We start from the raw sequence: 19,119 nt of genomic DNA, 5'->3' as shown, positions 1-19,119 counted from the left end.
GGCGCGTTTCGTCACGTATTTCATCGCATTCAATGACAAAACGGCGAAGTTCGGCCTCAATGATTTTCGGTTGCTCTTTTAGGTGGCGAAGATACTCACGGCCCGGCTTTTCGATTGCTGTCTTGCTGCGTGATGCGCTGGCTGCAAGTGATGCTATCCGTGCTCGGCCCTTTGCAGTCGACACATCAGGAACTTCATTAACTGCCCGACGAATCTGCTTGAGGTATTTATCAAGGCCGTTCGTGACGTACAGTGTTGGGTAGGATTCAGGCTTAATGTCGATTACCACCAAGCCGGTGTTTTCGTCTGCCATGCTCATTTCCTTGTGTTTGGCCCACAGCAAAACACCGACTATGGTCAGTTATTTAGTAGTGGGAGCGGGGAGTTAGTGGGGGATGGTTATTCGGTTTCTGTTACGGTATAGCCTTGATTTTCAAGCCAAGAGATAACGTCGGTTTCATTGATTTCATCGAGTAACTCGCTAGCGCCATATTCTTTAACTATCGTTTCAATATCCACGGCATCAACTAAATCAGCGCCAGTTATCTCAATCTCAATTTCACCCATACGAGTAACTGATATCTCGTCAATTTTTTTACATTCGATAATTATATCTAAGCTCATATCTCACCTATTTAGTTGGAGGGGTTATTTACTGCGAGCTGCTAGCATTTCATTGGCTATCCAATAAGCCTTATTGGCAATCTCTGGAACAGAAAGCCCCCATGTGTCTGTATGTGAGCAAATTCCTTGCATAGCCTTAGCTGCAAAATAGTCACGTAATGACATGCCCTCATAAAAATAATTTGAATCAGTTGCAGGCACTGGAAATGCCATACCGCCATCTTTCTCTGCCATCGCCTTACCCTCTATCAATGAACCTAATTAAGCTGCTTCTTCTTCATTTGGCTCGTTAAGCCATTCTGGACGCTCACCCTTTCCGAGATAGAAGTCGATGATATCTAACAGGCGAGGGTAGAACTTAAGCACCGTCTTGCCGTCCATGTCCGCAATTTCACGCTTGCTAAACTTGCGCCATTCGTCTGCTGTATGGTTTTGGCAGCCAACACGAACACTCTCGCCGTTACTAATCTGCAGATAATATTTTTCACCCATAATCACATAAGTGCGATCAGGCAGGTTGGCACTGCGCAGGTTGGCACCGTACAGGTCGGCACCGTACAGGTTGGCACTGCGCAGGTTGGCACCGTACAGGTTGGCACCGCTCAGGTTGGCACCGCTCAGGTTGGCACCGTACAGGTCGGCACCGTACAGGTTGGCACGAGATCCTTTATCTCTATACGACTCAACCCATATTTTATGTTCAGCGAGAATCTTGTTTAAATCGGTAAGGTTCATTGTTACCTCGATTTTCAGACATTAAAAAAGCCGCATAAGCAGCTCGTTGTTTGTTTCAGTGGTCTTATTGCTGCCACCGGTTAAGTGGCAGGGGTAAGGTCACTGTGGGTTGATTCCCATCAGACTATTTGCCTTTTCGATTACAGAAACTGGCACGATATTGCAGGTTGGAGTCTTGTCTTCTTCTGGATAAAACTTATCTGTCCAAGGCAGTGCAGCAATCATCTTTTCGCCTGATTTGAAGTGCGCCATTGCGGATAGCAAATCACTTCTGAATTGGGTTATTGTTTTTACTGTGGACATCAATTTTTTAAGCGCCGCCTTATCAGATAAGTCGCTGGCGTCACATGCATAACTTTTTCCGTATACGCTATGGCCGATACCAAAACGCTCTAACTCGCCTGAGCGAAGCTGCATCGCTGTTGATATAGCGCTAACGTCGATTCTGTCGTTGTATAAATCGATTTGGTCAGTTTTATCGCAGGCTTTCAAAACAATCGGGTCAACACCCTCAAACAATTCATTCTGATATTTCTTATAAAGCTGCTGATATGCATCTTCTTTGAAAGCTGAAAATGCTTTATCGAAGGTTGCTTTATGTTTATTTCGAGTTGCCATATCGGCAATGTGAGTTTTGATTTTTTGATTTAACTTGTACGCCATCATTCATTCCTCAGTTACGCCAATTTAGGCAATAAAAAAGGCCACCTAAGTGACCTCCTATAATTTGTGCTGGGATTTTTAGCCACGCCCAGCCGTGGTTTCCCTACTTTCCACAGTCAAGGAAAATTGATATGTTGGTTATTCCACAGTCAATATAGGGATTTAATTACCATGAGCACTAAAACTTTGAAGGTTGCCTGCCCTGATTGCGGCAGCGAGCTTGTCAGTCGGCCCGACGACTTTGATTTTGACAACAATTTCGTTGATGTCAGTTGCGCCGACTGCGGCCGCGCTATCACTAAAGACGATGTAATCGAACAAGCCACTGCCTCTGTTAAGAAGCAGGTTGATGATATGCTCAGAGACACTCTCAAAGGATTTAAGTTTAAGTGATTCAAGAAGCTCGCTAATCTGATTAACCGCTTCGCTGGCGTCTATGGCTATGGACGACTTTTTAATAGAGGCTTCATCAGGAGAGTAAAGCTCAGTAAATGCTGCTTTAACATCTCGGGCCAGCGCTGTTGCTGGTTCGAAGCCATTACTTTTTGACGAACCACACAAAGGGAATCTATCCGAGAGTGTGTTCGCCGCTATCACCTGTACTTCATATGGTAGTTCTTCAAATCTCATTCTCTTACCCCTTAACTATGTGGTGGGCCTACTTAATAACGTGATAGCAATCTTCACGAACTTTACGGAAGCCTGCTGAAAACTTAGCCACTTCAGGCAGACATATGTTGTCTGCGCTTGGCTGCTCACTGCTGCGAACCGGTACAGGCATCGTTGCTTTGTATACCCTCGCCGTGCAGCCCTCAGAGAGCTTTGTGAACGCTGCTTCAATGCGACTTGCCAGCACTCGGTTGGCATCCTTAGCCGCGAAGAATTCACCTGTACGCTTAAACTTGCGTGTCTTTGAATTCTCTTTAGCTGGCTTGACTGTGATCGTTACCATGATTACCTCCGGTGATTGGCTTTGGTGATGTGGTGGGCTGACTAACTTTCCAGCCTCGTACTGTCATGGTCAGCTTTGCTTGCATCCGTAAGCCGTTGTGGCTGCGCAGACTTGTACTGCTCATCGGTGGCGTTGCTTGCGTCTCGTTTCGTTACGCTTCCACCACATCCCAAAGCCAACTTCACTTTGGTCTCCCAGACTATCCGGGAGAAATCCGTCACGAGGATTGATTAGCATCTCTGCTTTCGTTCCCCGCTTTGTTAATGAGCAACCTGTCGTCCTGACTGGCGCGGCGAGTGATTCCTGTCTGCCGCATCGATGTTTCGTTTCGATGGATAGAGAATACAAGAAACCTTGTATGGCTGTAAACAAGATATATTGTTTATTTGGTTGTGATTACAATATTTCTTTGATTTATAAGTGAATTTATTTTGAAAATAATTCAGATGTGACCCATCGCACCGGCTAACAGGCGTGAAAAGTGTGAAGTGAGTAGTGTTTAATGCGGGTAGGGTGGTGAGATTGTCAGATTACAGGCATAAAAAAGCCCACGTGAGGCTATGTGGGCTAAAGGATCAATGTTGAGCGAAGTAATATCTGGTGTTGCAATTTGATTATGATAACAACTTCATAACATAGCAAGATTACAGGCACAAAAAACCCGGCAGCGGGGCCGGGTTAGTGGATTTATTATGCTGCTAACCTATGGATCCATGACTCTCTCTTGGAGAATGGGAGCACATGGCTTGTTTCATTGAACAAAAGGCTTAGCTGGTGCATTTGTTCGCCGATTGAATCACTATCAACAACGACATACCTATTGTTAAAATCATCGCCAGAATTTTTCAAGTCAATTAATTTACCAAGCAAAGAGTAGGCGCTATTCCAGCTACCTCCACTTTTTACGCTGGATGTAAATATCAGTTTTGGAGATGGTGTTTTCACGGTGATCGGCACTGTAATGTGATGCCCACTCATTCCTAACACAGAATCCCTCAAAGAGATAATGCTTTTAATTTCTGAGTGATACATGAACTCAATCACCTGACTTTCAAATTTCTCCACATGAACAGGCTGATACCAATCTGTAGATAAGCTTGAAGCAAGTATTCCAGCCCTTATTACACCTGAAGTTACAGAGCCAATGTTATTTTCAGTCGCCCACCCAATGATTTCACCGCGGTCATTGAGTTCAGCGCCCTCACGAAGTAATAGTGAACGGATATCTTCAATTCTCTTCTTGGTTAAAGATATCCCTCTTGACTCCATATTCATAAGAGCATCACAACGGTCGCTGACAAGATACTTACCATTGATCTCTCTGACAAAGGCACCAACATGCTCCCCATCATCACAATAAGTGAATGGGCTAATAATTCGTAAGGTTCCGCTACCTATTGGGTGGCATTCGAAACCTAAGTTAGAGATAACGGTTGAGCACATCATAAATTAAATCCCATCTGTCCGGATTCATCTTCAAGTGGAAGTTGTATTTTGCCTTTACAGGTTACATTAAGCTTTGTACAAAAATAATTCCAATAACCAATAAAGTCATCTGGTTTAATGTTTTCAGTTATTGGAAAACCTATCTTCTCACTATAGTGCCCAGCCATCTCATAGTACAGATGGTAATGGGGGCCATTGATGCTATCCTGAAAATCAGGATGTTCAATTTTAAAGCTATTCTTGTGCTTATCAAAAGGATAGGTGTCTACTGCAAAGATTCTCTTTTGATGGTATAGGGCTACCAAATTCATTTTTGGATATGATTCATCGGGGTTTTCGAATGAGTCATGGTCTGGCTTCCAGAGTAAAATAAAACTCAGTCCATATATGGGGATCCCGTCCTCATCCATAGGAACTAATTGCATTTTAAGTCTGTTGGGAGGTGGCTTTGTCTGCCACTTCAGTGGTGAAAAGTCGACAAATTTTTTGCAAAAAAGAACCCTGTCAACTTCGACCTGCGTTGGCAGGTAGTCATCTATTTTTGCCACTGTTTAAATATCCATTTATCCCATAACATGAAAATTATCATCCGTTCACCAGAACGTCTCTTTGGGTAATAAATCAACCCACCCCTCTATGGGCTAGCAGTGGGTTATGGTATTAGACCAACCGCAACTTTGTTTCGACAGCAACACCAATGATTTTGCAATTCCCATTGATTGGCACAAGAGGCCATGCTGGGTTTAACCCTTTCAGGTAGCGTAACCCGCCATCAATAACCAGCTTCTTAAAAGTAACTTCGTTAGAATCTGTTAGCTTAGCAATGACAAGGTTGCCGTTAACTGGTTCGCGCCCAGTATCAAACAAAACAAACGTTCCTTCTGGTACGCTTAGCCCAACTGGAGCAGTCATTGAATCCCCATCGACCTCAAGCCAAAATGCCTCGCCTTGAACGTGTGCATCAGACTCAAGCCACAATTCAATATCTCTGATCGTGTAAACCTCAACGGCCTCAGCCCAAGCACCAGCTTGTACCTTACTTATCACTGGATACCGCACACCAGGGGTGTGAACGCCAGCAAATGAAACATTGCCGACACCTTTGCCAAACATTAAGTAGTCAGGATCAGTATTTAAAGCCTTAGATATTTCTAGAAGATTTCTGGGGCGCTTTGTTGTGCCATTTTCTAAATTAACAATAGACTGCTGAGTTGTCCCTGCCTTAAGCGCCAACTCACTTTGCGTCATACCTAATTCATCGCGCCTAGCCTTAACTCTTTCTGCAATACCCATAAATCACCTCATAAATTTCCTCCCAATAGTCACAAGAAAAGCTGTAATTGACAAACAAGGTTTCTTGTCTGTAAAATACAAGAAACTTTGTCAAGGAGGCAATATGGAAACTATATCGGAACGCCTCAAGCAAAAGCGCTCAGAGCTGAATCTTACGCAGGCTGAACTGGCGGAAAAAGCCGGAATCAAGCAGCAATCAATTCAGCAAATTGAGTCGGGTGCAACCAAACGACCTCGCTTTTTGTTTGAAATCGCAAGCGCACTTCAATGTGAACCATCTTGGTTGTTGTACGGAAAACCAACAACTAAAGCAGCTTAAGCACTACCGCTCTTTAACACTACTGGCCTCACCCCGGAAAGTCTGGGGCAACAAAAGTGACAAGCTCACAGCTTTGTCACGTAACAACATCTAACAAGGGAAGAGTACGCAATGGAACGTGCAAGTAACAGCAAGAGAATTATGGAAGTTGAATCTGAGCTACGAAGCCGAATGGCTATCAAGGGTCAGAGCAAGTTTGCGCGGGAGGCTGGCTGGGCCGAATCAAAGGTCAGCCGGTTAAACGTACATGACATGGCAGTGACGTTTGTTCTTCTGGAGAAGATATGGGAGACGAGCGTGATAAGGGAAATCGCAAGGCAGGCTGTGATTGCGGTGACCGGAAAGCAAAAAGCCCCTGCGCGAACAGGAGAGGCTTCTCAAATAACGCTCAATTTCTGAGGTAACTATACATGAGTTTATCTACGGTAGTAAACCCGACTATGACCAGTCATGAGATAGCTGATCTCGTTGAGTCTCGGCATGACAAAGTTAAGCAATCAATCGAAAGACTGGCACTTCGTGGAACAATTCAACTCCCCCCATTGGGGGAAGTTAAGAATCACCTTGGTCAATCGGTGGCTGTGTACCAAGTTGGCAAGCGAGATAGCTACATCGTCGTTGCGCAGCTTTCCCCTGAGTTCACAGCTCGTCTAGTAGACCGCTGGCAGGAACTAGAAAGTCAGGCGCGAATCCCTCAAAACTTGCCAGATGCTTTACGACTGGCAGCAGACCTCGCAGAAGAAAAGCAGAAACTAGAAAATCAACTTGCCATTGCAGCCCCGAAAGCTCAGTTCGTTGACAGCTACGTAAATGCAACCGGATCTCTTGGTTTTCGCGAAACGTGCAAGCTTCTACACATCAAAGAAAACGCCTTCCGTAAGTTTCTGATTGATAGCGAAATTATGTATTTGCTAGCTGGGAAGCTAACGCCTTACGCTCAACACATCGATGCGGATCGCTTCACTGTTAAAACAGGCGAAAACCTAACAAACGGTCACGCTTTCATTCAAAACAAGTTCACCCCTAAAGGCATCCAATGGATCGCCGGATTACTGGCTGCTCATCAAATCAAGGATATTGCCGCATGAGTACAGCCAAACTATTTGATATCAGCGCCGAACGTGAGCGCAGGAGCAACAGGATGGAGAACCAGAAGCTTGGTTATGTCCCGTTGTACCGAAGCATCAAGAAGAAACCTTGGCACAAAGATGTTTTCCTGCGGACTCTATGGGAGGACCTGTTATTGGGTGCTCAAAGAAAGCCCCGCACGGTTAATTTCAAAGGCAACCAATGGAACCTTCAAGCCGGTCAACTGGTCACGACAGCGGCTGATTTAGGGCTATCTCTGTGCGACAGAGAAGGTAAGCCAACAAGCCGTGATGCGGTGGGCAGGATGCTCTCCTTTTTCGTTAAAGAAGGGATGATTTCAACGGGTGGCGAGAAGCGAAAAGGGACGGTAATCACCATCCTAAATTACGCTGAATATGCCGAAAAAATAGACAATTTACCCGCACATAACGCCGCACTTAAACCCGCACATAGCGAAGCCAGTAACGGCGAGGCTTTGGATGGTGGTGCCGCACATAACGCCGCACTTAAACCCGCACATCATGAACAAGAAGGTAATAACAATAATATAAAACCCTTTACGTCAGAGAATTCTAACGAATCCCCTGACACCTCACCTAAGAAGCTTCCTGTAGTTCGTCCTGATGCTGCAATCCAAAGCGGTAAAAATTGGGGAACGGCTGATGACCTTCGGGCAGCGGAGTGGATGTTTAGCGCTGTGCTGATGATTGCCCCTGACGCTAAAAAGCCGTCTTTTGCTGGCTGGGCCAATAGCATCCGGCTGATGAGGGAAAGGGATGGCAGGAATCACCGAGATATGTGTGTGCTCTTCAAGTGGGCCACTCAGGATAGCTTCTGGTGTGGCAATGTGCTTTGCCCGTCAACGCTCCGCGAGAAATGGGACAAGCTGGACATCAAGCGCAAGAAGCAGCAATCAGGCACCACCACTGGTAAGCCTGTTATTGATTTTGATAACACTGACTGGATAAACGGGGTATCGGTATGAGAAATGTCGTCACAGTCATCCAGAACCGTGATGGTCAATCATTGCAGCAGATTTATGGCACTGAAAAGCCAAAGCAGCAGGTGCCAGAGCAGGCCGCGCAGATATTCAACGAGCTATTTCGCCAGTTGAAAGCTGCATTTCCAGCGCTAATGACCAGCATCAAAGACCAAAGCGACCTGAACGAACTACGCCGGCAGTGGGTGTTGGCTTTTGTCGAAAACGGCATTACCAGCATCGACCAAGTTAACGCAGGGATGAAGATCGCCCGTCAGCAAGCTACGCCGTTCCTCCCGTCGCCGGGACAATTCATCGCATGGTGCAAGCAGGGTGCTACCCGCGCCGCTGGGCTGCCTGATGCTGATGAGCTTTACGACATGGTGATGGACTACGCCAAGCGCCGTGACATGTTCAGCAGCGCCGAAGCGTTCCCGTGGGCTAGCAATGCGGCTTATTGGATGGTTACCAAGCTTTACTCGCAAGAGCGAGTGCAAGGGCTATCTGAGCAGGATTTACGGAAGCGTTGCGGCAAAGAGTTGGCTGACATGTCGAAACGCATTGAGTCTGGAGAGCTGATCCCCGCGCCAGTGGTGCAAATTCCCAAACTTCACATTCCGGTTAGCAATGCGAAAGCGCTCGACCACATCGCAGAGCTACGCGCCAAGCTGAACATGCCGAGGAAATCATGATGGACATAACTAAATCGCGTGAAGAGTTTGAAGCTGAATTCCGCAAGCAACACGCCGGCAATGCATATATTGAAATGCTGCTTAAGATGTACAACCATGGCACTGATGAAGATCCTGAAATTGATTACTACTCACTTGCTGCCCGCGACGCATGGAAGTGGTGGAAAGCGTCGCGAGAGAGTCTTGTGGTGGAGTTGCCGGAAATTTACGGCAATGGAGTGCCAAAGTGTGATGAATATGACCGTGCCATTAACGAGTGCGCTGAGGCCCTCCGCACTGCTGGCATTCGAATCAAAGGAGAGAGTGAATGAGCAGATCAATCGAAACACTAATCACCAATCTTAAAGCCGTAGCTCATGAAGAAATCATGTTCCGCGAATCCAGTGACACATCAGACAAATGGCAAGACGAGTTAACGCCTGAAAATGTGCTTTTGCTGGTAGCTGAAATTGAGAAGGGGAGGGCGACATGAGTATCAGTAGCCCAAAAATAGGTGAATTAGTAACTTTAAAATCCGGTGGCCCGGTGATGACGATAAAAGTTATAGGCTACACAAAACAAGGCGGCAGTGAACTAACCTGCGTCTGGTTCACAAAAGACGAGCAATTAAATGAGGCTGTATTCAGAGCTGAAATAATCGAAAGGGGGACGTCATGAAAGAATTAGATAGTTTCACTGTAGAGAGACTGGGCGAAATAAAAAATGCATTTCTTGATTGTCACAAAGAAACCGCGCCAAGCATCGGAGAGATTTTCGCTCTAATTGACATCGCGTTAGCTGCAAAGAGGGCTGAGCCTATTGGTTATTTAGAGCAAAACCATTTGGATTATCTTCAATCCGGTTCTGATGCTGATATTTGGCCTGAGGGCGGTGCAGGTGATATCCCTGTCTATCTCGCCCCACAGTTGAACTCTCCGGAGATACCGGAAGGTTGGATCAGCTGCAGTGACCGGATGCCAGAAAATGACATGCGAAAGCCAGTAGCAGTTTACACAGGCAATTACTTAGGTCAGGGAATGTTTGTGGCTAGCTATGACGATAACGAGTTTTCCGATTATTGGGAAGGAACTGAGATTGATGGTGTAACTCACTGGATGCCACTACCCACAGCTCCGGAGAAGCCATGAAAGCACACATCCGAATAAACCGTAACGAGATACTTTGCTGGAACACCTTGCCGAGACATCTGCGTTATTTCGGTTATAGAAAAGACTGGATGGACGGGCCGATACCTTGCTTCGGTTTCTGGTTCTTTCACTTTTATATTTGGTGGCGGGAGAAGGAAAATGGATAAACAAATAACCCTATCCAAGAAGCAATATAACCAACTCTGCGACGCCTACGCCAACACAGTAAACATGATGCCCCAACTTCTGATGATTACACCCAATGAAGATGGCCGGTCACCAGATGCTTTGTACAGGCTTCAAACGGCATTGCAGATTGTTCGGCAGCAACTGAAAGGAGTAGTTGATGGTTAATCAAAAATATTTACTTCTAAACGAAAACATCAGACAAAACGCAATAGCAGCCATCAGAAACACACCGCTCGATTTCAAATCCCCCAAAGAAGTCATCATCCAAGAACCTAAGCGAAGCCTCCCACAGAATAACAAAATGTGGCCGCTGCTTACTGACATTGCCGAACAAGTTTTCTGGCATGGCGTGAAGTACAGCAAAGAGGACTGGAAGGATTTAATCACTGACCTTGTAGCAGAAACCAAGAAGCAGGAACGCAGACAGGCACCGGGCATTACTGGTGGCTATGTTCGCTTTGGTCATCGCACAAGCCAGATGAGAAAGAGCGAGATGGTAGAGATTATCGAGGCCGCATACTGGTTCGGCACTGAGCATAACGTGAAGTTTAGCGATGATGCCAAGCGAGAAGTGGAGTGGGCCAATCGATGGGGAGCGACACCATGCGACAAAGGCAAAGCAGCATAGTTGCAGTAATGGAAAACTCAATCTTCAAAGTATCCCGCCGAACCAAGCCTAAACCCCAAATCCCCGCAAGCCAGATAAAGACATTTGATTATGTCCATGGGCTGTTGCAAGCAAAATTCGACAGAGTAAGGAGAACGCGATGAGTGACTATTCAGCGATGAGTGATTTTGAAATTAATCATGCCGTAGCAAAACTAATTAGCTTGAAGTTGCAAAGTGTTTCATCACTTTTATACAACAAAACAGGCAATTGGGAAATCTTCGACCCCTGCAACAACCCCGCTGATGCATGGCCCATAATCATGGCAAATAAAATAAGCCTGATGTTCGACAGAAGCTTGGAGGATGGATGTAATGCTGAGTGGTGTCTAGCTTCATCGCCGTGCGACCAGATAATTGTGGACCACGTTATACCGGACAAAATTCTCCGCGCCGCCATGATTGTATTCCTGATGATGAAGGAGAGCAGCCATGCCTGAACTCCCCCAATCAATATGTATCTTCTGCTTCCTGATGCTTAACAAGGGTGAAACCTACGCTCATCAGAAATGCATTGATAAAGCAGCTAAGGAGGACGCCGATGATAACCGGCAAGCCGAAGAATAAGCCGCCCAAGCAAAAGAAGTGCAAAGTCTGCCCCACCAAGTTCACCCCTAGAAACTCCCTCCAAATAGTCTGCTGTGGTCACTGTGCTTACCTTTACCAAAAGCGGCAATCTGAAAAGAAAGCAGCTGAAAAGGCATTGGAAGAAAGAAAAGCATGGAGAGAGCGCAAGGCTAAGTTGAAGCCATTGAAGCACTGGGAGGATATGACGCAGCGTGCAGTGAATGACTACATCACCAAATGTCGCGATGTTGATGAGCCCTGTATCAGTTGCGGAACTTATCAGGCATTTGAATGGCATGCAGGTCATTTCAGAACGATAGCTAAAGCATCCCAAATTCGATATGTGGAGGACAACATAAATAAACAATGCAGTGAGTGTAATACCCACCAGTCAGGAAACCTCACACCGTACCGCATCAATCTTGTAAAGAAAATCGGCACTCAGCGCGTTGAGGCGCTCGAAAACAACAACACCCCTCACCGATACAACCGCGAAGAACTCGAAACCATCAGAAAGCTATACAGAGCGAAATTACGTGAGTTTAAAAAACTTCAGGAGGCCGCATGAAAGCAGATGTGAAAACTATTCCCGAGTTACTAATTGCCGCTTATGGAAACCAATCAACTGTAGCGGCCCAGCTAAATACTCAACGTGCAACGGTAAAGAAATACGCCAATGACTCGAAGGGTGAGCGTCACGCCATTGTTAACGGGCGGCTGATGGTGGGGACGACTAGCAGGAAGAGGTTGCTATGAATATAACTCAATTAAAACTCACCAAGGATCAGCATGATTGGGTTAATGGCTGGCTTGAACTATGGGGGGCATGGGTTTACTCAGGGAGATTAGAAAAGCGCATGAGCAGCGTTATAGCTCAGTACATGGCTACAGTACAGCCGCAGGGAAGCCCATCAAGGCCGATGTGCAATGATGATGACGGAATGTTGATTTCTCAGGTCGTAGATTCCGTTATGCGTATTGACACAAAAGCCTTGGGGATACTGATTAGCTATTACTCTCATGGGGCTTCCAAACGATCAATTGCATCGTACTACTTCGCGACTGCAAAACCCCGCAAGATGTCAACGAGAGGTGGGGATCGGATGAAGAAACCTTCATTGGGTACTTGCCGCAATGAAGTAGATCAAATCCTCGAAGCTGCTGTTTGGTTGTTGTACCAACCGCTGCAAAAAGCATTCATCTCCCGCAAACGTGTAGCTAAAATAAAGAAAGTTGCATAAACGTGTTGACATCTTGTAGCCAATTAGCCACTATTAGAAGGTAAGGTGCCGTATCTGTCTTAAGTCGGTGCCGAAAGCACAAAGAAGGCTCAGTTAATCACTGGGCCTTTTTGCTTTTCTGCATTCACAAATAACCATTTCGTTGACGTTACCGATATGGTGCCCTCATCAGTGAGGGTACCAATGTGGTGAAGCGGTTAAATCCAATACCCGCCAAGGCGGCCACCACATCCTAATTAAAAGCCCACACATCACTAGCCGCTGGCAATCGTTAATACCTGCATGCTGGTCATGTGTGGCAAATCTATTTCAAGGCTGCGCTATTGCGTGGCCTTTTTGCATTTAGCTCACCGCCTACACCAATCAACCGCAAACACCCTTTAGCGCACAGTGGAAAGGCGGCTGGGCTATTCCCTACACAAGACTAGGAGAATCCTTGTGAAATTACCTGACTTTATAAAAACGGGATTCGTGAGTTCTTCGCCTTGGTTGCTGGCGATAATCCTAGCTTCGTATATCGCAACGGAAATTAACTCACGTATTAACGCTGCTGCTTACGCATTCCCTAGGGAAGTCGTTGCTTATGGATTGGCTAATTCAAAAACTGATGATGAGCTGATATCAACAGTAGAAATATGGAAGCGTGATTCTTGGGGAGCACAAATCGGGGCGTTACGAGTTCTGTGTGAAAACGACCGGAACTATATAGATGCCCTTGGTGGGGTAGATGTAGGGGCTAGAGTATGCAGGATCGTAAAATGAATGAAAAAGACCCTGGGTTTTGGTCAGAGATTCTTAACGGGGTAAAAGCCTCATGGCCTCAAATATCAGGCGCTGGATTGGCAGCATTAATTTGCTATGGGCGTTTGATTTATGACGGAACTGACCGAAAGAATAAATGGATTGAGGGCGTCTTATGTGGCGCTCTTTCTTTGTGTATTTCAAGTGCTCTCGATGTTGTTGGTATTCCAATAAGCGCCTCGCCATTCATTGGCGGGATGGTTGGCTTCATTGGTGTCGAAAAGCTACGTGGTATCGCTATTCGCGCAATTAGCCGCAAGGTTGGGGGCGATGATGCAAATCAGTGATAACGGAATTAGTAAGCTGAAAGGCGAAGAGGGCGAGCGACTTACCGGCTACAAAGATTCTCGCGGCATTCCGACCGTTGGAGTTGGTCACACTGGCATCGTTGATGGAAAGCCAGTTGCTGTCGGTATGGTCATCACAAAAGACAAATCATCCGAGTTGCTACGTTCTGATCTAGCTTGGGTTGAAAAGTCCATCGCCACTAACGTGAAAGTGCCACTCACTCAGAATCAGTACGATGCACTGTGCAGCTTGGTATTCAACATCGGGCCGACCGCATTCGCTAATTCTACCGTATTGAAACGCCTTAACTCCGGTGACTACAAAGGGGCCGCTGATGCATTCCTGATGTGGAAGAAAGCCGGTAATGACTTAGATATTTTGCTTCCACGCCGCCAGCGAGAAAGGGCGCTGTTTCTATCATGAACCGAGTAACGGCAATACTCATTGCAGTAGCGGTGGCCCTGTTATTTGGCGTGACCTATTACCAAGGGAGAGTGGCTACTCTTCAGCGTGATGTGGCAGAAATAACTGCAGTAGCCAATCAGCAGAAGAAAGACCTGCAGGTCATAGAAACCCAACGCCAAGCAGTAGCCGCTATCGATATCAAATACACCAAGGAACTAGCAGATGCCAAATCTGAAAACGAGCGCCTTCGTGCTGATATCGCTTCTGGCACTAAGCGGTTGCAGCTCAACGCGACTTGTACAAAGCCAGTGTCCAAAACCGCCGGCACCGCCAGCGTGGATGATGTTTCCAGCGCCAGACTTGCTGAGTCCGCTGAACGGGATTATATCGATCTCCGCGAACGAATCGGAATTGCCACTAAGCAAATAGAAGGCTTGCAGGCATATATCAATAACGTGTGCCTGAAGTAACTCAACAGGATAAATCATGACTCAGAAAACAGCAGAACAAGTAAAGAGCGAGGCATTAGCCGCTATGCAGGAATACTTCCCGAACGGCGGTCGAGATTGGGATAACGTCAGCGCGCTATTTGATGCAATTCGTGATGGCAAGATTGCGGGGTTGGGTGTGAAGGATAAAATTCACGATCACGCTTGCGTGAATTGCTTTACCGATACAGGCCCATGCCTTGGTGAGTGCCACATAACCGACAGCAACAAAAAGTTAGCAAGCTTTGAAGAAGCCACCAAGCCATTAATTAAGTGGCTGGCTGAAAATGTTCACCCACATCACACAGTAATTGTTACCGGCACTGGCGCTGAGCTAAATGATGGGTGAGATGTCATTCCCCACTGAAGAATTTCTGAAAGATTAAGCGAATCAGATTGTGCAGCCCTAAAGAGGTGATCCACATCTTGCTGACGGGTAAGCCGTGAGTGGTCAAGCAACGTAGATATACATGGCGAAGACTGCGAACAAAGAACATGAAGGCTCAGTTTAACGACTGGGCCTTTTTTTGTACCTGCAATATCTCCGCGCATTCACCGCGCATTTCAAACGAGAGTCTTTCAGAAAGCTGAGCCTGAGAATTGCCGCTATAAGGTGGCGACCTTCTCTCGGGCGGCATTCTGGTGAACAGGCTCATCTTTCTAAAAGGTAATCGCTATGAAACACCTGATTAAAATCATCAAAGGCATTCCGGTAGTTAGCACTGATGTAATCGCAATAGAGTTTGGTCGCCGGCACGATAACGTAATGCAAAACATTCGCTCCTTGATTGATTCTGAACATTTAGATGCCCTTGATTTCAAGGAGACCTCATACGTAGATAAAATGAACAGAGCGCAGCCATGCTACGAACTTACTGAGCGTGGTTTCCTGATCGCAATGCCATTCATTGGCGGTGAGAAAGCAAGGGATGGTCAGGTTCGCTTGGTTGATAGTTTTATCGCTTACCGTGAAAAGGCCAAGCGAGAAGCTGCTATTCAAGCAGAACGCGATTTAGCTAGGGTTGAATACCGGCCGATGACCAATGCGATCAAGGTCAGCAAAGAAGCGGAAGGGAAAGAGGCTGAGCATTATCACTTCAGCAATGAGGCCAACCTGATAAACCGCATCGTGCTTGGTGCAACTTCAGCGAAGTTCAGGAAAGAAAATGAAATCGGAAAGGCTGAGGCGATTCGGGACTATCTGACCGCTGAGCAAATCCGAGCCATTACAGAGCTTCAACGGGCTGACACAGTATTCATCAATATGGGCTGGGACTTCGAAAAGCGCAAGACTGAGTTAACTAGGATGTTTGAGCGAAACCACAAGGCTCCGCTCATTGAAGAGCAGCACCGGTTGGCGGCATGATACCCCAAAGTGTTAAATCACACTTTGAATATAAATCAATTGTTTACAGATTGAGAGCCACTTTCACAACGGCTCTCAATCATTACAGACATAAATAACTTAAGGTTCTTGTCTTTTTCTTGATTGGAGGAGATATTTCCAAATCAATTTGCAATCAAGGAATGGTAATGAGCAAGAATTTAGATGGGCTTGATGGATGGCTTGGTATAGACACTTGGCATACTTCACATCCACGTGATGAAAGCCGGTTCTATCAGGCTATTTATAAAGTGATAAAAGCAAATAACTCCAATTCAATAAACCCTGATGATATAAGAAGCTACATTACTTCAAGGTTTGATGGGAAATTGGATGGTGTTCTTCTCAAATCAAGAGCAGAGGAAGCCGCTGAAAGGTTCGAAATTATAAATGAGTTCGTTGATGCTAATGAGCTTTAACTAAAAGTAATCAAGCCGCCTCTGGGCGGTTTTTTATTTGGCGCTATATATAAAACTCTGCAAAAGGTGCTAACAAGCGCCTTTGACAGAATCTTATAGAGGTTTTCACACGTCAAGGTATTGGCCAATCAGCGGCTGAGACTTTATCAACCAGCGGAATATTCTGTTATGGCTAATTCAGACATACAAATGAAGCGGCCATATCCACCACTATCATTCGTTAATGAGTTCAAACCATACATTGAATTGGTTCCAGCCACTGAAGTGCTTGAATGGGTTAACAGTCAAATACTCAGTGACGATGGCGAACTACACAATCCTGACCACAGTCACTTAATCGACGCTGACATAAAAATTATGTGGGCATCCTCTGCGTTTGAAAAGCAGGGTCGCACTGTTCTTGGTCAAGCTGAGCAAGTAGCAATGAGAGCCGGTGGCTGGCAAAAGGCCCGAATGGAACAACAGATGTATGAATGGTTCGGCGATGTGCCGACATTCATCATCACTCTGGCTGCTGATTATTGTGCTCAATGTAATGACCTTGAGTTCTGTGCTCTGATAGAACACGAGCTATACCATATTTGCCACGCAAAGGACGAATTCGGCGCGCCCAAGTTTAACAAAGAAGGGCAACCAGTATTGAAACTGCGCGGCCATGATGTCGAAGAGTTTGTTGGTGTGGTTCGTCGCTACGGCGCAAGCGTTGAAGTCCAAGAGATGATTGACGCAGCGAATAACAAACCCGAGGTAGGCAATCTCAATATCGCAAGAGCGTGCGGGACGTGCCTGCTTAAATTAGCTTGATTAGTTACATTACGTTAGTCATGGAGGATACCAATGGCTGCATTAAAACCAGAGGTCAAAGCCTTCATCGTCCAGTCATTGGCCTGCTATGACACACCGTCGCAAGTAGTCGCCTTGGTGAAACAAGAATTCAGCCTTACGTTAACGCTTCAGCAGGTGTCGTCATACGACCCGACAAAGGCCATTGCGAAGAATCTCGGACAGAAATGGATAGACCTCTTCAACTCAACTCGCTCCCGCTTTCAAACTGAAATATCCGACATCCCAATCGCCAATCGCGCTTATCGACTTAGAGCGCTCGACCGCATGGCGACGAAGGCTGAGAGCATGAAGAACTTTGCGATGACCGCTCAGCTAATGGAACAGGCCGCAAAAGAGGTTGGTGACGCTTATAGCAATAAGCAAAAGGTCGAGCACTCAGGGCCGAATGGCGGGGTAATTCAAACTGCAACTCTCAATGCAAAAGAGTTCGAAGAAATCGCGAGGAAGCTAAACGACGAGGTGTAAATGGACGTGAAAGAAAAACTAGCTGCCATTAACCTTGCCAGAGTTGATTTCTACTTTTTCGTAAGATGGATGTTTCTCCAGCGCCGCAAGTTTAAATGGCTACGCGGGAAGCATCACAAACACGTCTGCGATGAACTGATGAAAGTGTATCGTGGCGAAGAAAAACGGCTGATCATCAATATTCCGCCGCGTTATTCTAAAACCGAACTTGCGGTCGTTATGTTCATCGCCTGGACTATGGGAAAGAACCCAGATTCAGAATTTATTCACGCTTGTTACTCATCAACGCTCGCCACAAAGAATAGCGCCGAGATACGAGAAATACTCCGATCATCTGAATATCAGGAAATTTTCCCTGAGGTTCATCTGCGTGACGATTCTCAGGCCAAGAATGAGTGGAGAACAGTTGAAGGTGGCTGTATGTACGCAACAGGTACAGGCGGCACAATCACTGGTTACGGTGCTGGGAAAGTTAGAGAAGGATTTGGTGGGGCAATTATCTGTGATGACCTCCACAAGGCGGATGAGGCGCGATCTGACGTTATCCGCGAAGGCGTTATTGAATGGTTCCAGAACACGCTCGAATCTCGCTGCAACTCACCCAACACTCCGATTATTGTCATCATGCAGCGCCTCCATGAAAAAGATATCGCCGGATGGCTTGAAGGTGGTGCGAACGGTGAGCAGTGGCGAGTTATCAGAATGAAAGCGCTGGATGAATCAGGTGAAGCTTTGTGGCCGGAGAAGCACTCTGTCGAAAAGCTTCAACAGATGATGAAGGCGAGCCCCTATGTATTTGCTGGGCAATATCAGCAGGAACCGTATGCGGGCGAGGGTAACACTTTCCAGCCAGACACTATGCCCATTGTTGAGGCGATCCCTGAAGGAACGCGCTTTGTTCGTGGTTGGGACTTTGCAGCCTCAGTTCCTAAAGCGGGCAGAGACCCAGACTATACGGCAGGTGGAAAGATTGGGAAGTTGCCAGATGGGCGGTTCATTATTGCCGACATGGTTCGTCTGCAAGGGCTCCCTCATGATGTCAGGGCTGCTGTGCTAAATACCGCTGACCGAGATGGCAAGCGCGTGAAGATAAGCATCCCGCAAGATCCAGGGCAAGCTGGTAAAGCTCAGGTGGCGTCATTCATTCAAATGCTCGCAGGGCATCGCGTGATATCCAGCACGGAAAGCGGTGATAAGGTAACGCGTGCCGAGCCATTTGCTGCTCAGGTTAACGTGGGTAATGTCGTATTGCTTCGGGCCCCTTGGAATGATGCTTTAATTTCAGAGTTGCGCATGTTCCCTAACGGATCTCATGACGACCAAGTCGATTGCCTTTCGAGAGCATTCAACGAAATCTCATCAGGAGGGTCTGGACTCAATATGAATCCAGACCTCGTAAATAAAGCTCAGTCCAGAAACCTCACTCCAATGCGCCGGTAAT

35 protein-coding genes and 2 pseudogenes are annotated in these 19,119 nt (G+C 46.4%); 27 read left to right on the top strand and 10 right to left on the bottom strand.

From position 1 onward, the window contains the following. The 5 genes and pseudogenes from BN68_RS09080 to BN68_RS09060 form a co-directional block, all read right to left on the bottom strand. Positions 1–313, bottom strand: a pseudogene (locus BN68_RS09080) (hypothetical protein); the annotation flags it as partial. 86 nt (positions 314–399) lie between these two features. Beyond that, positions 400–624, bottom strand: a complete 225-nt coding sequence (locus tag BN68_RS09075) for a hypothetical protein (protein WP_019210862.1) — start codon at positions 622–624, stop codon at positions 400–402. Positions 625–648: 24 nt separating this feature from the next. After that, positions 649–858, bottom strand: coding sequence for a hypothetical protein (locus tag BN68_RS09070; protein WP_019210861.1), 210 nt, complete (start codon positions 856–858; stop codon positions 649–651). 27 nt (positions 859–885) lie between these two features. Next, entirely contained in the window at positions 886–1,359 is a 474-nt protein-coding gene (locus BN68_RS09065) for a pentapeptide repeat-containing protein (protein WP_019210860.1), read from the bottom strand. Between the two features lie 99 nt (positions 1,360–1,458). Beyond that, the gene (locus BN68_RS09060; protein WP_019210859.1) at positions 1,459–2,022 is read right to left on the bottom strand and encodes a hypothetical protein; all 564 of its coding nucleotides are present in this window, start codon (positions 2,020–2,022) and stop codon (positions 1,459–1,461) included. 171 nt (positions 2,023–2,193) lie between these two features. Here BN68_RS09060 and BN68_RS24655 point away from each other — a divergent pair, with 171 nt between their 5' ends. Further along, positions 2,194–2,415 (top strand): ECs_2282 family putative zinc-binding protein, encoded by a 222-nt coding sequence (locus BN68_RS24655; protein ID WP_455685169.1) that lies wholly within the window; start codon positions 2,194–2,196, stop codon positions 2,413–2,415. A 63-nt stretch (positions 2,416–2,478) separates the two neighbouring features. Here BN68_RS24655 and BN68_RS09050 read toward each other — a convergent pair. The 5 genes and pseudogenes from BN68_RS09050 to BN68_RS09030 all read right to left on the bottom strand — a co-directional run. Then, a pseudogene (locus tag BN68_RS09050) lies at positions 2,479–2,652 on the bottom strand (formyltetrahydrofolate deformylase); the annotation flags it as partial. A gap of 28 nt (positions 2,653–2,680) precedes the next feature. Then, positions 2,681–2,974 carry a transcriptional antitermination N peptide gene (locus BN68_RS09045; protein WP_019210857.1) on the bottom strand — a complete coding sequence of 98 codons (294 nt, stop codon included), beginning with the start codon at positions 2,972–2,974 and terminating at the stop codon, positions 2,681–2,683. Between the two features lie 690 nt (positions 2,975–3,664). Continuing rightward, a complete protein-coding gene (locus BN68_RS09040) occupies positions 3,665–4,420 on the bottom strand; it encodes a DUF1828 domain-containing protein (protein ID WP_019210856.1) in 756 nt (251 codons plus the stop codon). Next, positions 4,417–4,968, bottom strand: coding sequence for a hypothetical protein (locus BN68_RS09035; protein ID WP_019210855.1), 552 nt, complete (start codon positions 4,966–4,968; stop codon positions 4,417–4,419). Before BN68_RS09035 ends, BN68_RS09040 begins: the two co-directional genes overlap by 4 nt. 112 nt (positions 4,969–5,080) lie before the next feature. Further along, the gene (locus BN68_RS09030; protein ID WP_019210854.1) at positions 5,081–5,713 is read right to left on the bottom strand and encodes a LexA family protein; all 633 of its coding nucleotides are present in this window, start codon (positions 5,711–5,713) and stop codon (positions 5,081–5,083) included. 103 nt (positions 5,714–5,816) lie between these two features. On the opposite strand from BN68_RS09030, the gene BN68_RS09025 reads away from it, so the two are divergent. The 26 genes from BN68_RS09025 to terL all read left to right on the top strand — a co-directional run bounded on the left by BN68_RS09025 (position 5,817) and on the right by terL (position 19,118). Further along, positions 5,817–6,032 carry a helix-turn-helix domain-containing protein gene (locus BN68_RS09025; RefSeq protein WP_019210853.1) on the top strand — a complete coding sequence of 72 codons (216 nt, stop codon included), beginning with the start codon at positions 5,817–5,819 and terminating at the stop codon, positions 6,030–6,032. A 111-nt stretch (positions 6,033–6,143) separates the two neighbouring features. Then, the gene (locus BN68_RS09020) at positions 6,144–6,431 is read left to right on the top strand and encodes a CII family transcriptional regulator (RefSeq protein ID WP_019210852.1); all 288 of its coding nucleotides are present in this window, start codon (positions 6,144–6,146) and stop codon (positions 6,429–6,431) included. 11 nt (positions 6,432–6,442) lie between these two features. Then, complete coding sequence (locus BN68_RS09015; RefSeq protein WP_019210851.1) at positions 6,443–7,120, top strand: phage antirepressor KilAC domain-containing protein; 678 nt, start codon at positions 6,443–6,445, stop codon at positions 7,118–7,120. Between the two features lie 53 nt (positions 7,121–7,173). Continuing rightward, positions 7,174–8,106, top strand: coding sequence for a replication protein (locus BN68_RS09010; RefSeq protein ID WP_042806597.1), 933 nt, complete (start codon positions 7,174–7,176; stop codon positions 8,104–8,106). Continuing rightward, positions 8,103–8,792 (top strand): replication protein P, encoded by a 690-nt coding sequence (locus BN68_RS09005; protein WP_019210849.1) that lies wholly within the window; start codon positions 8,103–8,105, stop codon positions 8,790–8,792. The genes BN68_RS09010 and BN68_RS09005 overlap by 4 nt, the downstream gene beginning before the upstream one ends. Then, on the top strand, positions 8,792–9,103 hold the full coding sequence (locus BN68_RS09000; protein WP_019210848.1) for a hypothetical protein: 312 nt from the start codon (positions 8,792–8,794) through the stop codon (positions 9,101–9,103). Before BN68_RS09005 ends, BN68_RS09000 begins: the two co-directional genes overlap by 1 nt. Further along, the gene (locus BN68_RS23890; protein ID WP_019210847.1) at positions 9,100–9,264 is read left to right on the top strand and encodes a hypothetical protein; all 165 of its coding nucleotides are present in this window, start codon (positions 9,100–9,102) and stop codon (positions 9,262–9,264) included. Before BN68_RS09000 ends, BN68_RS23890 begins: the two co-directional genes overlap by 4 nt. Further along, positions 9,261–9,449 (top strand): DUF2158 domain-containing protein, encoded by a 189-nt coding sequence (locus BN68_RS08995; protein ID WP_019210846.1) that lies wholly within the window; start codon positions 9,261–9,263, stop codon positions 9,447–9,449. The genes BN68_RS23890 and BN68_RS08995 overlap by 4 nt, the downstream gene beginning before the upstream one ends. After that, positions 9,446–9,919: a DUF551 domain-containing protein gene (locus BN68_RS23645; protein WP_019210845.1), complete on the top strand. Its 474-nt coding sequence runs from the start codon at positions 9,446–9,448 to the stop codon at positions 9,917–9,919. The genes BN68_RS08995 and BN68_RS23645 overlap by 4 nt, the downstream gene beginning before the upstream one ends. Before the next feature lie 159 nt (positions 9,920–10,078). After that, positions 10,079–10,273, top strand: coding sequence for a hypothetical protein (locus BN68_RS08985; protein WP_019210843.1), 195 nt, complete (start codon positions 10,079–10,081; stop codon positions 10,271–10,273). After that, on the top strand, positions 10,266–10,736 hold the full coding sequence (locus BN68_RS08980) for a recombination protein NinB (RefSeq protein ID WP_019210842.1): 471 nt from the start codon (positions 10,266–10,268) through the stop codon (positions 10,734–10,736). The genes BN68_RS08985 and BN68_RS08980 overlap by 8 nt, the downstream gene beginning before the upstream one ends. Before the next feature lie 139 nt (positions 10,737–10,875). Next, a complete protein-coding gene (locus BN68_RS08975) occupies positions 10,876–11,214 on the top strand; it encodes a phage protein NinX family protein (RefSeq protein ID WP_019210840.1) in 339 nt (112 codons plus the stop codon). Next, positions 11,207–11,341, top strand: coding sequence for a hypothetical protein (locus BN68_RS24435; RefSeq protein WP_019210839.1), 135 nt, complete (start codon positions 11,207–11,209; stop codon positions 11,339–11,341). Before BN68_RS08975 ends, BN68_RS24435 begins: the two co-directional genes overlap by 8 nt. Beyond that, positions 11,316–11,909: a recombination protein NinG gene (locus BN68_RS08970; protein ID WP_019210838.1), complete on the top strand. Its 594-nt coding sequence runs from the start codon at positions 11,316–11,318 to the stop codon at positions 11,907–11,909. Before BN68_RS24435 ends, BN68_RS08970 begins: the two co-directional genes overlap by 26 nt. Further along, positions 11,906–12,097 carry a protein ninH gene (locus BN68_RS08965; RefSeq protein WP_019210837.1) on the top strand — a complete coding sequence of 64 codons (192 nt, stop codon included), beginning with the start codon at positions 11,906–11,908 and terminating at the stop codon, positions 12,095–12,097. Before BN68_RS08970 ends, BN68_RS08965 begins: the two co-directional genes overlap by 4 nt. After that, complete coding sequence (locus BN68_RS08960) at positions 12,094–12,582, top strand: antiterminator Q family protein (RefSeq protein WP_019210836.1); 489 nt, start codon at positions 12,094–12,096, stop codon at positions 12,580–12,582. Before BN68_RS08965 ends, BN68_RS08960 begins: the two co-directional genes overlap by 4 nt. A 438-nt stretch (positions 12,583–13,020) precedes the next feature. Beyond that, on the top strand, positions 13,021–13,344 hold the full coding sequence (locus tag BN68_RS08955; protein ID WP_019210835.1) for a hypothetical protein: 324 nt from the start codon (positions 13,021–13,023) through the stop codon (positions 13,342–13,344). Further along, a complete protein-coding gene (locus BN68_RS08950; RefSeq protein ID WP_019210834.1) occupies positions 13,326–13,670 on the top strand; it encodes a phage holin, lambda family in 345 nt (114 codons plus the stop codon). Before BN68_RS08955 ends, BN68_RS08950 begins: the two co-directional genes overlap by 19 nt. Further along, positions 13,657–14,094, top strand: a complete 438-nt coding sequence (locus BN68_RS08945) for a lysozyme (protein ID WP_019210833.1) — start codon at positions 13,657–13,659, stop codon at positions 14,092–14,094. Before BN68_RS08950 ends, BN68_RS08945 begins: the two co-directional genes overlap by 14 nt. Next, positions 14,091–14,546 (top strand): lysis protein, encoded by a 456-nt coding sequence (locus BN68_RS08940; RefSeq protein WP_019210832.1) that lies wholly within the window; start codon positions 14,091–14,093, stop codon positions 14,544–14,546. Before BN68_RS08945 ends, BN68_RS08940 begins: the two co-directional genes overlap by 4 nt. Before the next feature lie 16 nt (positions 14,547–14,562). Next, positions 14,563–14,913: a hypothetical protein gene (locus tag BN68_RS24140; RefSeq protein ID WP_019210831.1), complete on the top strand. Its 351-nt coding sequence runs from the start codon at positions 14,563–14,565 to the stop codon at positions 14,911–14,913. Between the two features lie 327 nt (positions 14,914–15,240). After that, positions 15,241–15,930: a Rha family transcriptional regulator gene (locus tag BN68_RS08930; RefSeq protein WP_019210830.1), complete on the top strand. Its 690-nt coding sequence runs from the start codon at positions 15,241–15,243 to the stop codon at positions 15,928–15,930. A 167-nt stretch (positions 15,931–16,097) separates the two neighbouring features. Continuing rightward, positions 16,098–16,367, top strand: a complete 270-nt coding sequence (locus tag BN68_RS08925; protein ID WP_019210829.1) for a hypothetical protein — start codon at positions 16,098–16,100, stop codon at positions 16,365–16,367. Between the two features lie 168 nt (positions 16,368–16,535). Continuing rightward, positions 16,536–17,171, top strand: a complete 636-nt coding sequence (locus tag BN68_RS08920) for a putative metallopeptidase (protein ID WP_019210828.1) — start codon at positions 16,536–16,538, stop codon at positions 17,169–17,171. 33 nt (positions 17,172–17,204) lie between these two features. After that, complete coding sequence (locus BN68_RS08915) at positions 17,205–17,678, top strand: DUF2280 domain-containing protein (protein ID WP_019210827.1); 474 nt, start codon at positions 17,205–17,207, stop codon at positions 17,676–17,678. Continuing rightward, positions 17,679–19,118 (top strand): phage terminase large subunit, encoded by a 1,440-nt coding sequence (gene terL / locus BN68_RS08910; RefSeq protein WP_019210826.1) that lies wholly within the window; start codon positions 17,679–17,681, stop codon positions 19,116–19,118. Position 19,119 lies beyond the last annotated feature (1 nt).

This window comes from Yersinia massiliensis CCUG 53443 (genome assembly GCF_000312485.1).
Taxonomy (GTDB): Bacteria; Pseudomonadota; Gammaproteobacteria; order Enterobacterales; family Enterobacteriaceae; genus Yersinia; species Yersinia massiliensis.
This window is presented reverse-complemented; position numbering and strand designations above follow the sequence as displayed.

Bases quoted from the DNA above. Each gene is read 5' to 3' on its own strand.
- BN68_RS09065 (WP_019210860.1), bottom strand. From the start codon at position 1,359: ATGAACCTTACCGATTTAAACAAGATTCTCGCTGAACATAAAATATGG.
- BN68_RS24140 (WP_019210831.1), top strand. From the start codon at position 14,563: ATGACTCAGAAAACAGCAGAACAAGTAAAGAGCGAGGCATTAGCCGCT.
- BN68_RS09060 (WP_019210859.1), bottom strand. From the start codon at position 2,022: ATGGCGTACAAGTTAAATCAAAAAATCAAAACTCACATTGCCGATATG.
- BN68_RS09015 (WP_019210851.1), top strand. From the start codon at position 6,443: ATGAGTTTATCTACGGTAGTAAACCCGACTATGACCAGTCATGAGATA.
- BN68_RS08915 (WP_019210827.1), top strand. From the start codon at position 17,205: ATGGCTGCATTAAAACCAGAGGTCAAAGCCTTCATCGTCCAGTCATTG.
- BN68_RS09025 (WP_019210853.1), top strand. From the start codon at position 5,817: ATGGAAACTATATCGGAACGCCTCAAGCAAAAGCGCTCAGAGCTGAAT.
- BN68_RS08995 (WP_019210846.1), top strand. From the start codon at position 9,261: ATGAGTATCAGTAGCCCAAAAATAGGTGAATTAGTAACTTTAAAATCC.
- BN68_RS24655 (WP_455685169.1), top strand. From the start codon at position 2,194: ATGAGCACTAAAACTTTGAAGGTTGCCTGCCCTGATTGCGGCAGCGAG.
- BN68_RS08960 (WP_019210836.1), top strand. From the start codon at position 12,094: ATGAATATAACTCAATTAAAACTCACCAAGGATCAGCATGATTGGGTT.
- BN68_RS08925 (WP_019210829.1), top strand. From the start codon at position 16,098: ATGAGCAAGAATTTAGATGGGCTTGATGGATGGCTTGGTATAGACACT.
- BN68_RS08940 (WP_019210832.1), top strand. From the start codon at position 14,091: ATGAACCGAGTAACGGCAATACTCATTGCAGTAGCGGTGGCCCTGTTA.
- BN68_RS08930 (WP_019210830.1), top strand. From the start codon at position 15,241: ATGAAACACCTGATTAAAATCATCAAAGGCATTCCGGTAGTTAGCACT.
- BN68_RS08970 (WP_019210838.1), top strand. From the start codon at position 11,316: ATGATAACCGGCAAGCCGAAGAATAAGCCGCCCAAGCAAAAGAAGTGC.
- BN68_RS09040 (WP_019210856.1), bottom strand. From the start codon at position 4,420: ATGATGTGCTCAACCGTTATCTCTAACTTAGGTTTCGAATGCCACCCA.
- BN68_RS08950 (WP_019210834.1), top strand. From the start codon at position 13,326: ATGCAGGATCGTAAAATGAATGAAAAAGACCCTGGGTTTTGGTCAGAG.
- BN68_RS08980 (WP_019210842.1), top strand. From the start codon at position 10,266: ATGGTTAATCAAAAATATTTACTTCTAAACGAAAACATCAGACAAAAC.
- BN68_RS09045 (WP_019210857.1), bottom strand. From the start codon at position 2,974: ATGGTAACGATCACAGTCAAGCCAGCTAAAGAGAATTCAAAGACACGC.
- terL (WP_019210826.1), top strand. From the start codon at position 17,679: ATGGACGTGAAAGAAAAACTAGCTGCCATTAACCTTGCCAGAGTTGAT.
- BN68_RS09010 (WP_042806597.1), top strand. From the start codon at position 7,174: ATGGAGAACCAGAAGCTTGGTTATGTCCCGTTGTACCGAAGCATCAAG.
- BN68_RS09005 (WP_019210849.1), top strand. From the start codon at position 8,103: ATGAGAAATGTCGTCACAGTCATCCAGAACCGTGATGGTCAATCATTG.
- BN68_RS09075 (WP_019210862.1), bottom strand. From the start codon at position 624: ATGAGCTTAGATATAATTATCGAATGTAAAAAAATTGACGAGATATCA.
- BN68_RS09070 (WP_019210861.1), bottom strand. From the start codon at position 858: ATGGCAGAGAAAGATGGCGGTATGGCATTTCCAGTGCCTGCAACTGAT.
- BN68_RS09030 (WP_019210854.1), bottom strand. From the start codon at position 5,713: ATGGGTATTGCAGAAAGAGTTAAGGCTAGGCGCGATGAATTAGGTATG.
- BN68_RS08920 (WP_019210828.1), top strand. From the start codon at position 16,536: ATGGCTAATTCAGACATACAAATGAAGCGGCCATATCCACCACTATCA.
- BN68_RS09020 (WP_019210852.1), top strand. From the start codon at position 6,144: ATGGAACGTGCAAGTAACAGCAAGAGAATTATGGAAGTTGAATCTGAG.
- BN68_RS08945 (WP_019210833.1), top strand. From the start codon at position 13,657: ATGCAAATCAGTGATAACGGAATTAGTAAGCTGAAAGGCGAAGAGGGC.
- BN68_RS09000 (WP_019210848.1), top strand. From the start codon at position 8,792: ATGGACATAACTAAATCGCGTGAAGAGTTTGAAGCTGAATTCCGCAAG.
- BN68_RS08985 (WP_019210843.1), top strand. From the start codon at position 10,079: ATGGATAAACAAATAACCCTATCCAAGAAGCAATATAACCAACTCTGC.
- BN68_RS23890 (WP_019210847.1), top strand. From the start codon at position 9,100: ATGAGCAGATCAATCGAAACACTAATCACCAATCTTAAAGCCGTAGCT.
- BN68_RS23645 (WP_019210845.1), top strand. From the start codon at position 9,446: ATGAAAGAATTAGATAGTTTCACTGTAGAGAGACTGGGCGAAATAAAA.
- BN68_RS24435 (WP_019210839.1), top strand. From the start codon at position 11,207: ATGCCTGAACTCCCCCAATCAATATGTATCTTCTGCTTCCTGATGCTT.
- BN68_RS08965 (WP_019210837.1), top strand. From the start codon at position 11,906: ATGAAAGCAGATGTGAAAACTATTCCCGAGTTACTAATTGCCGCTTAT.
- BN68_RS08975 (WP_019210840.1), top strand. From the start codon at position 10,876: ATGAGTGACTATTCAGCGATGAGTGATTTTGAAATTAATCATGCCGTA.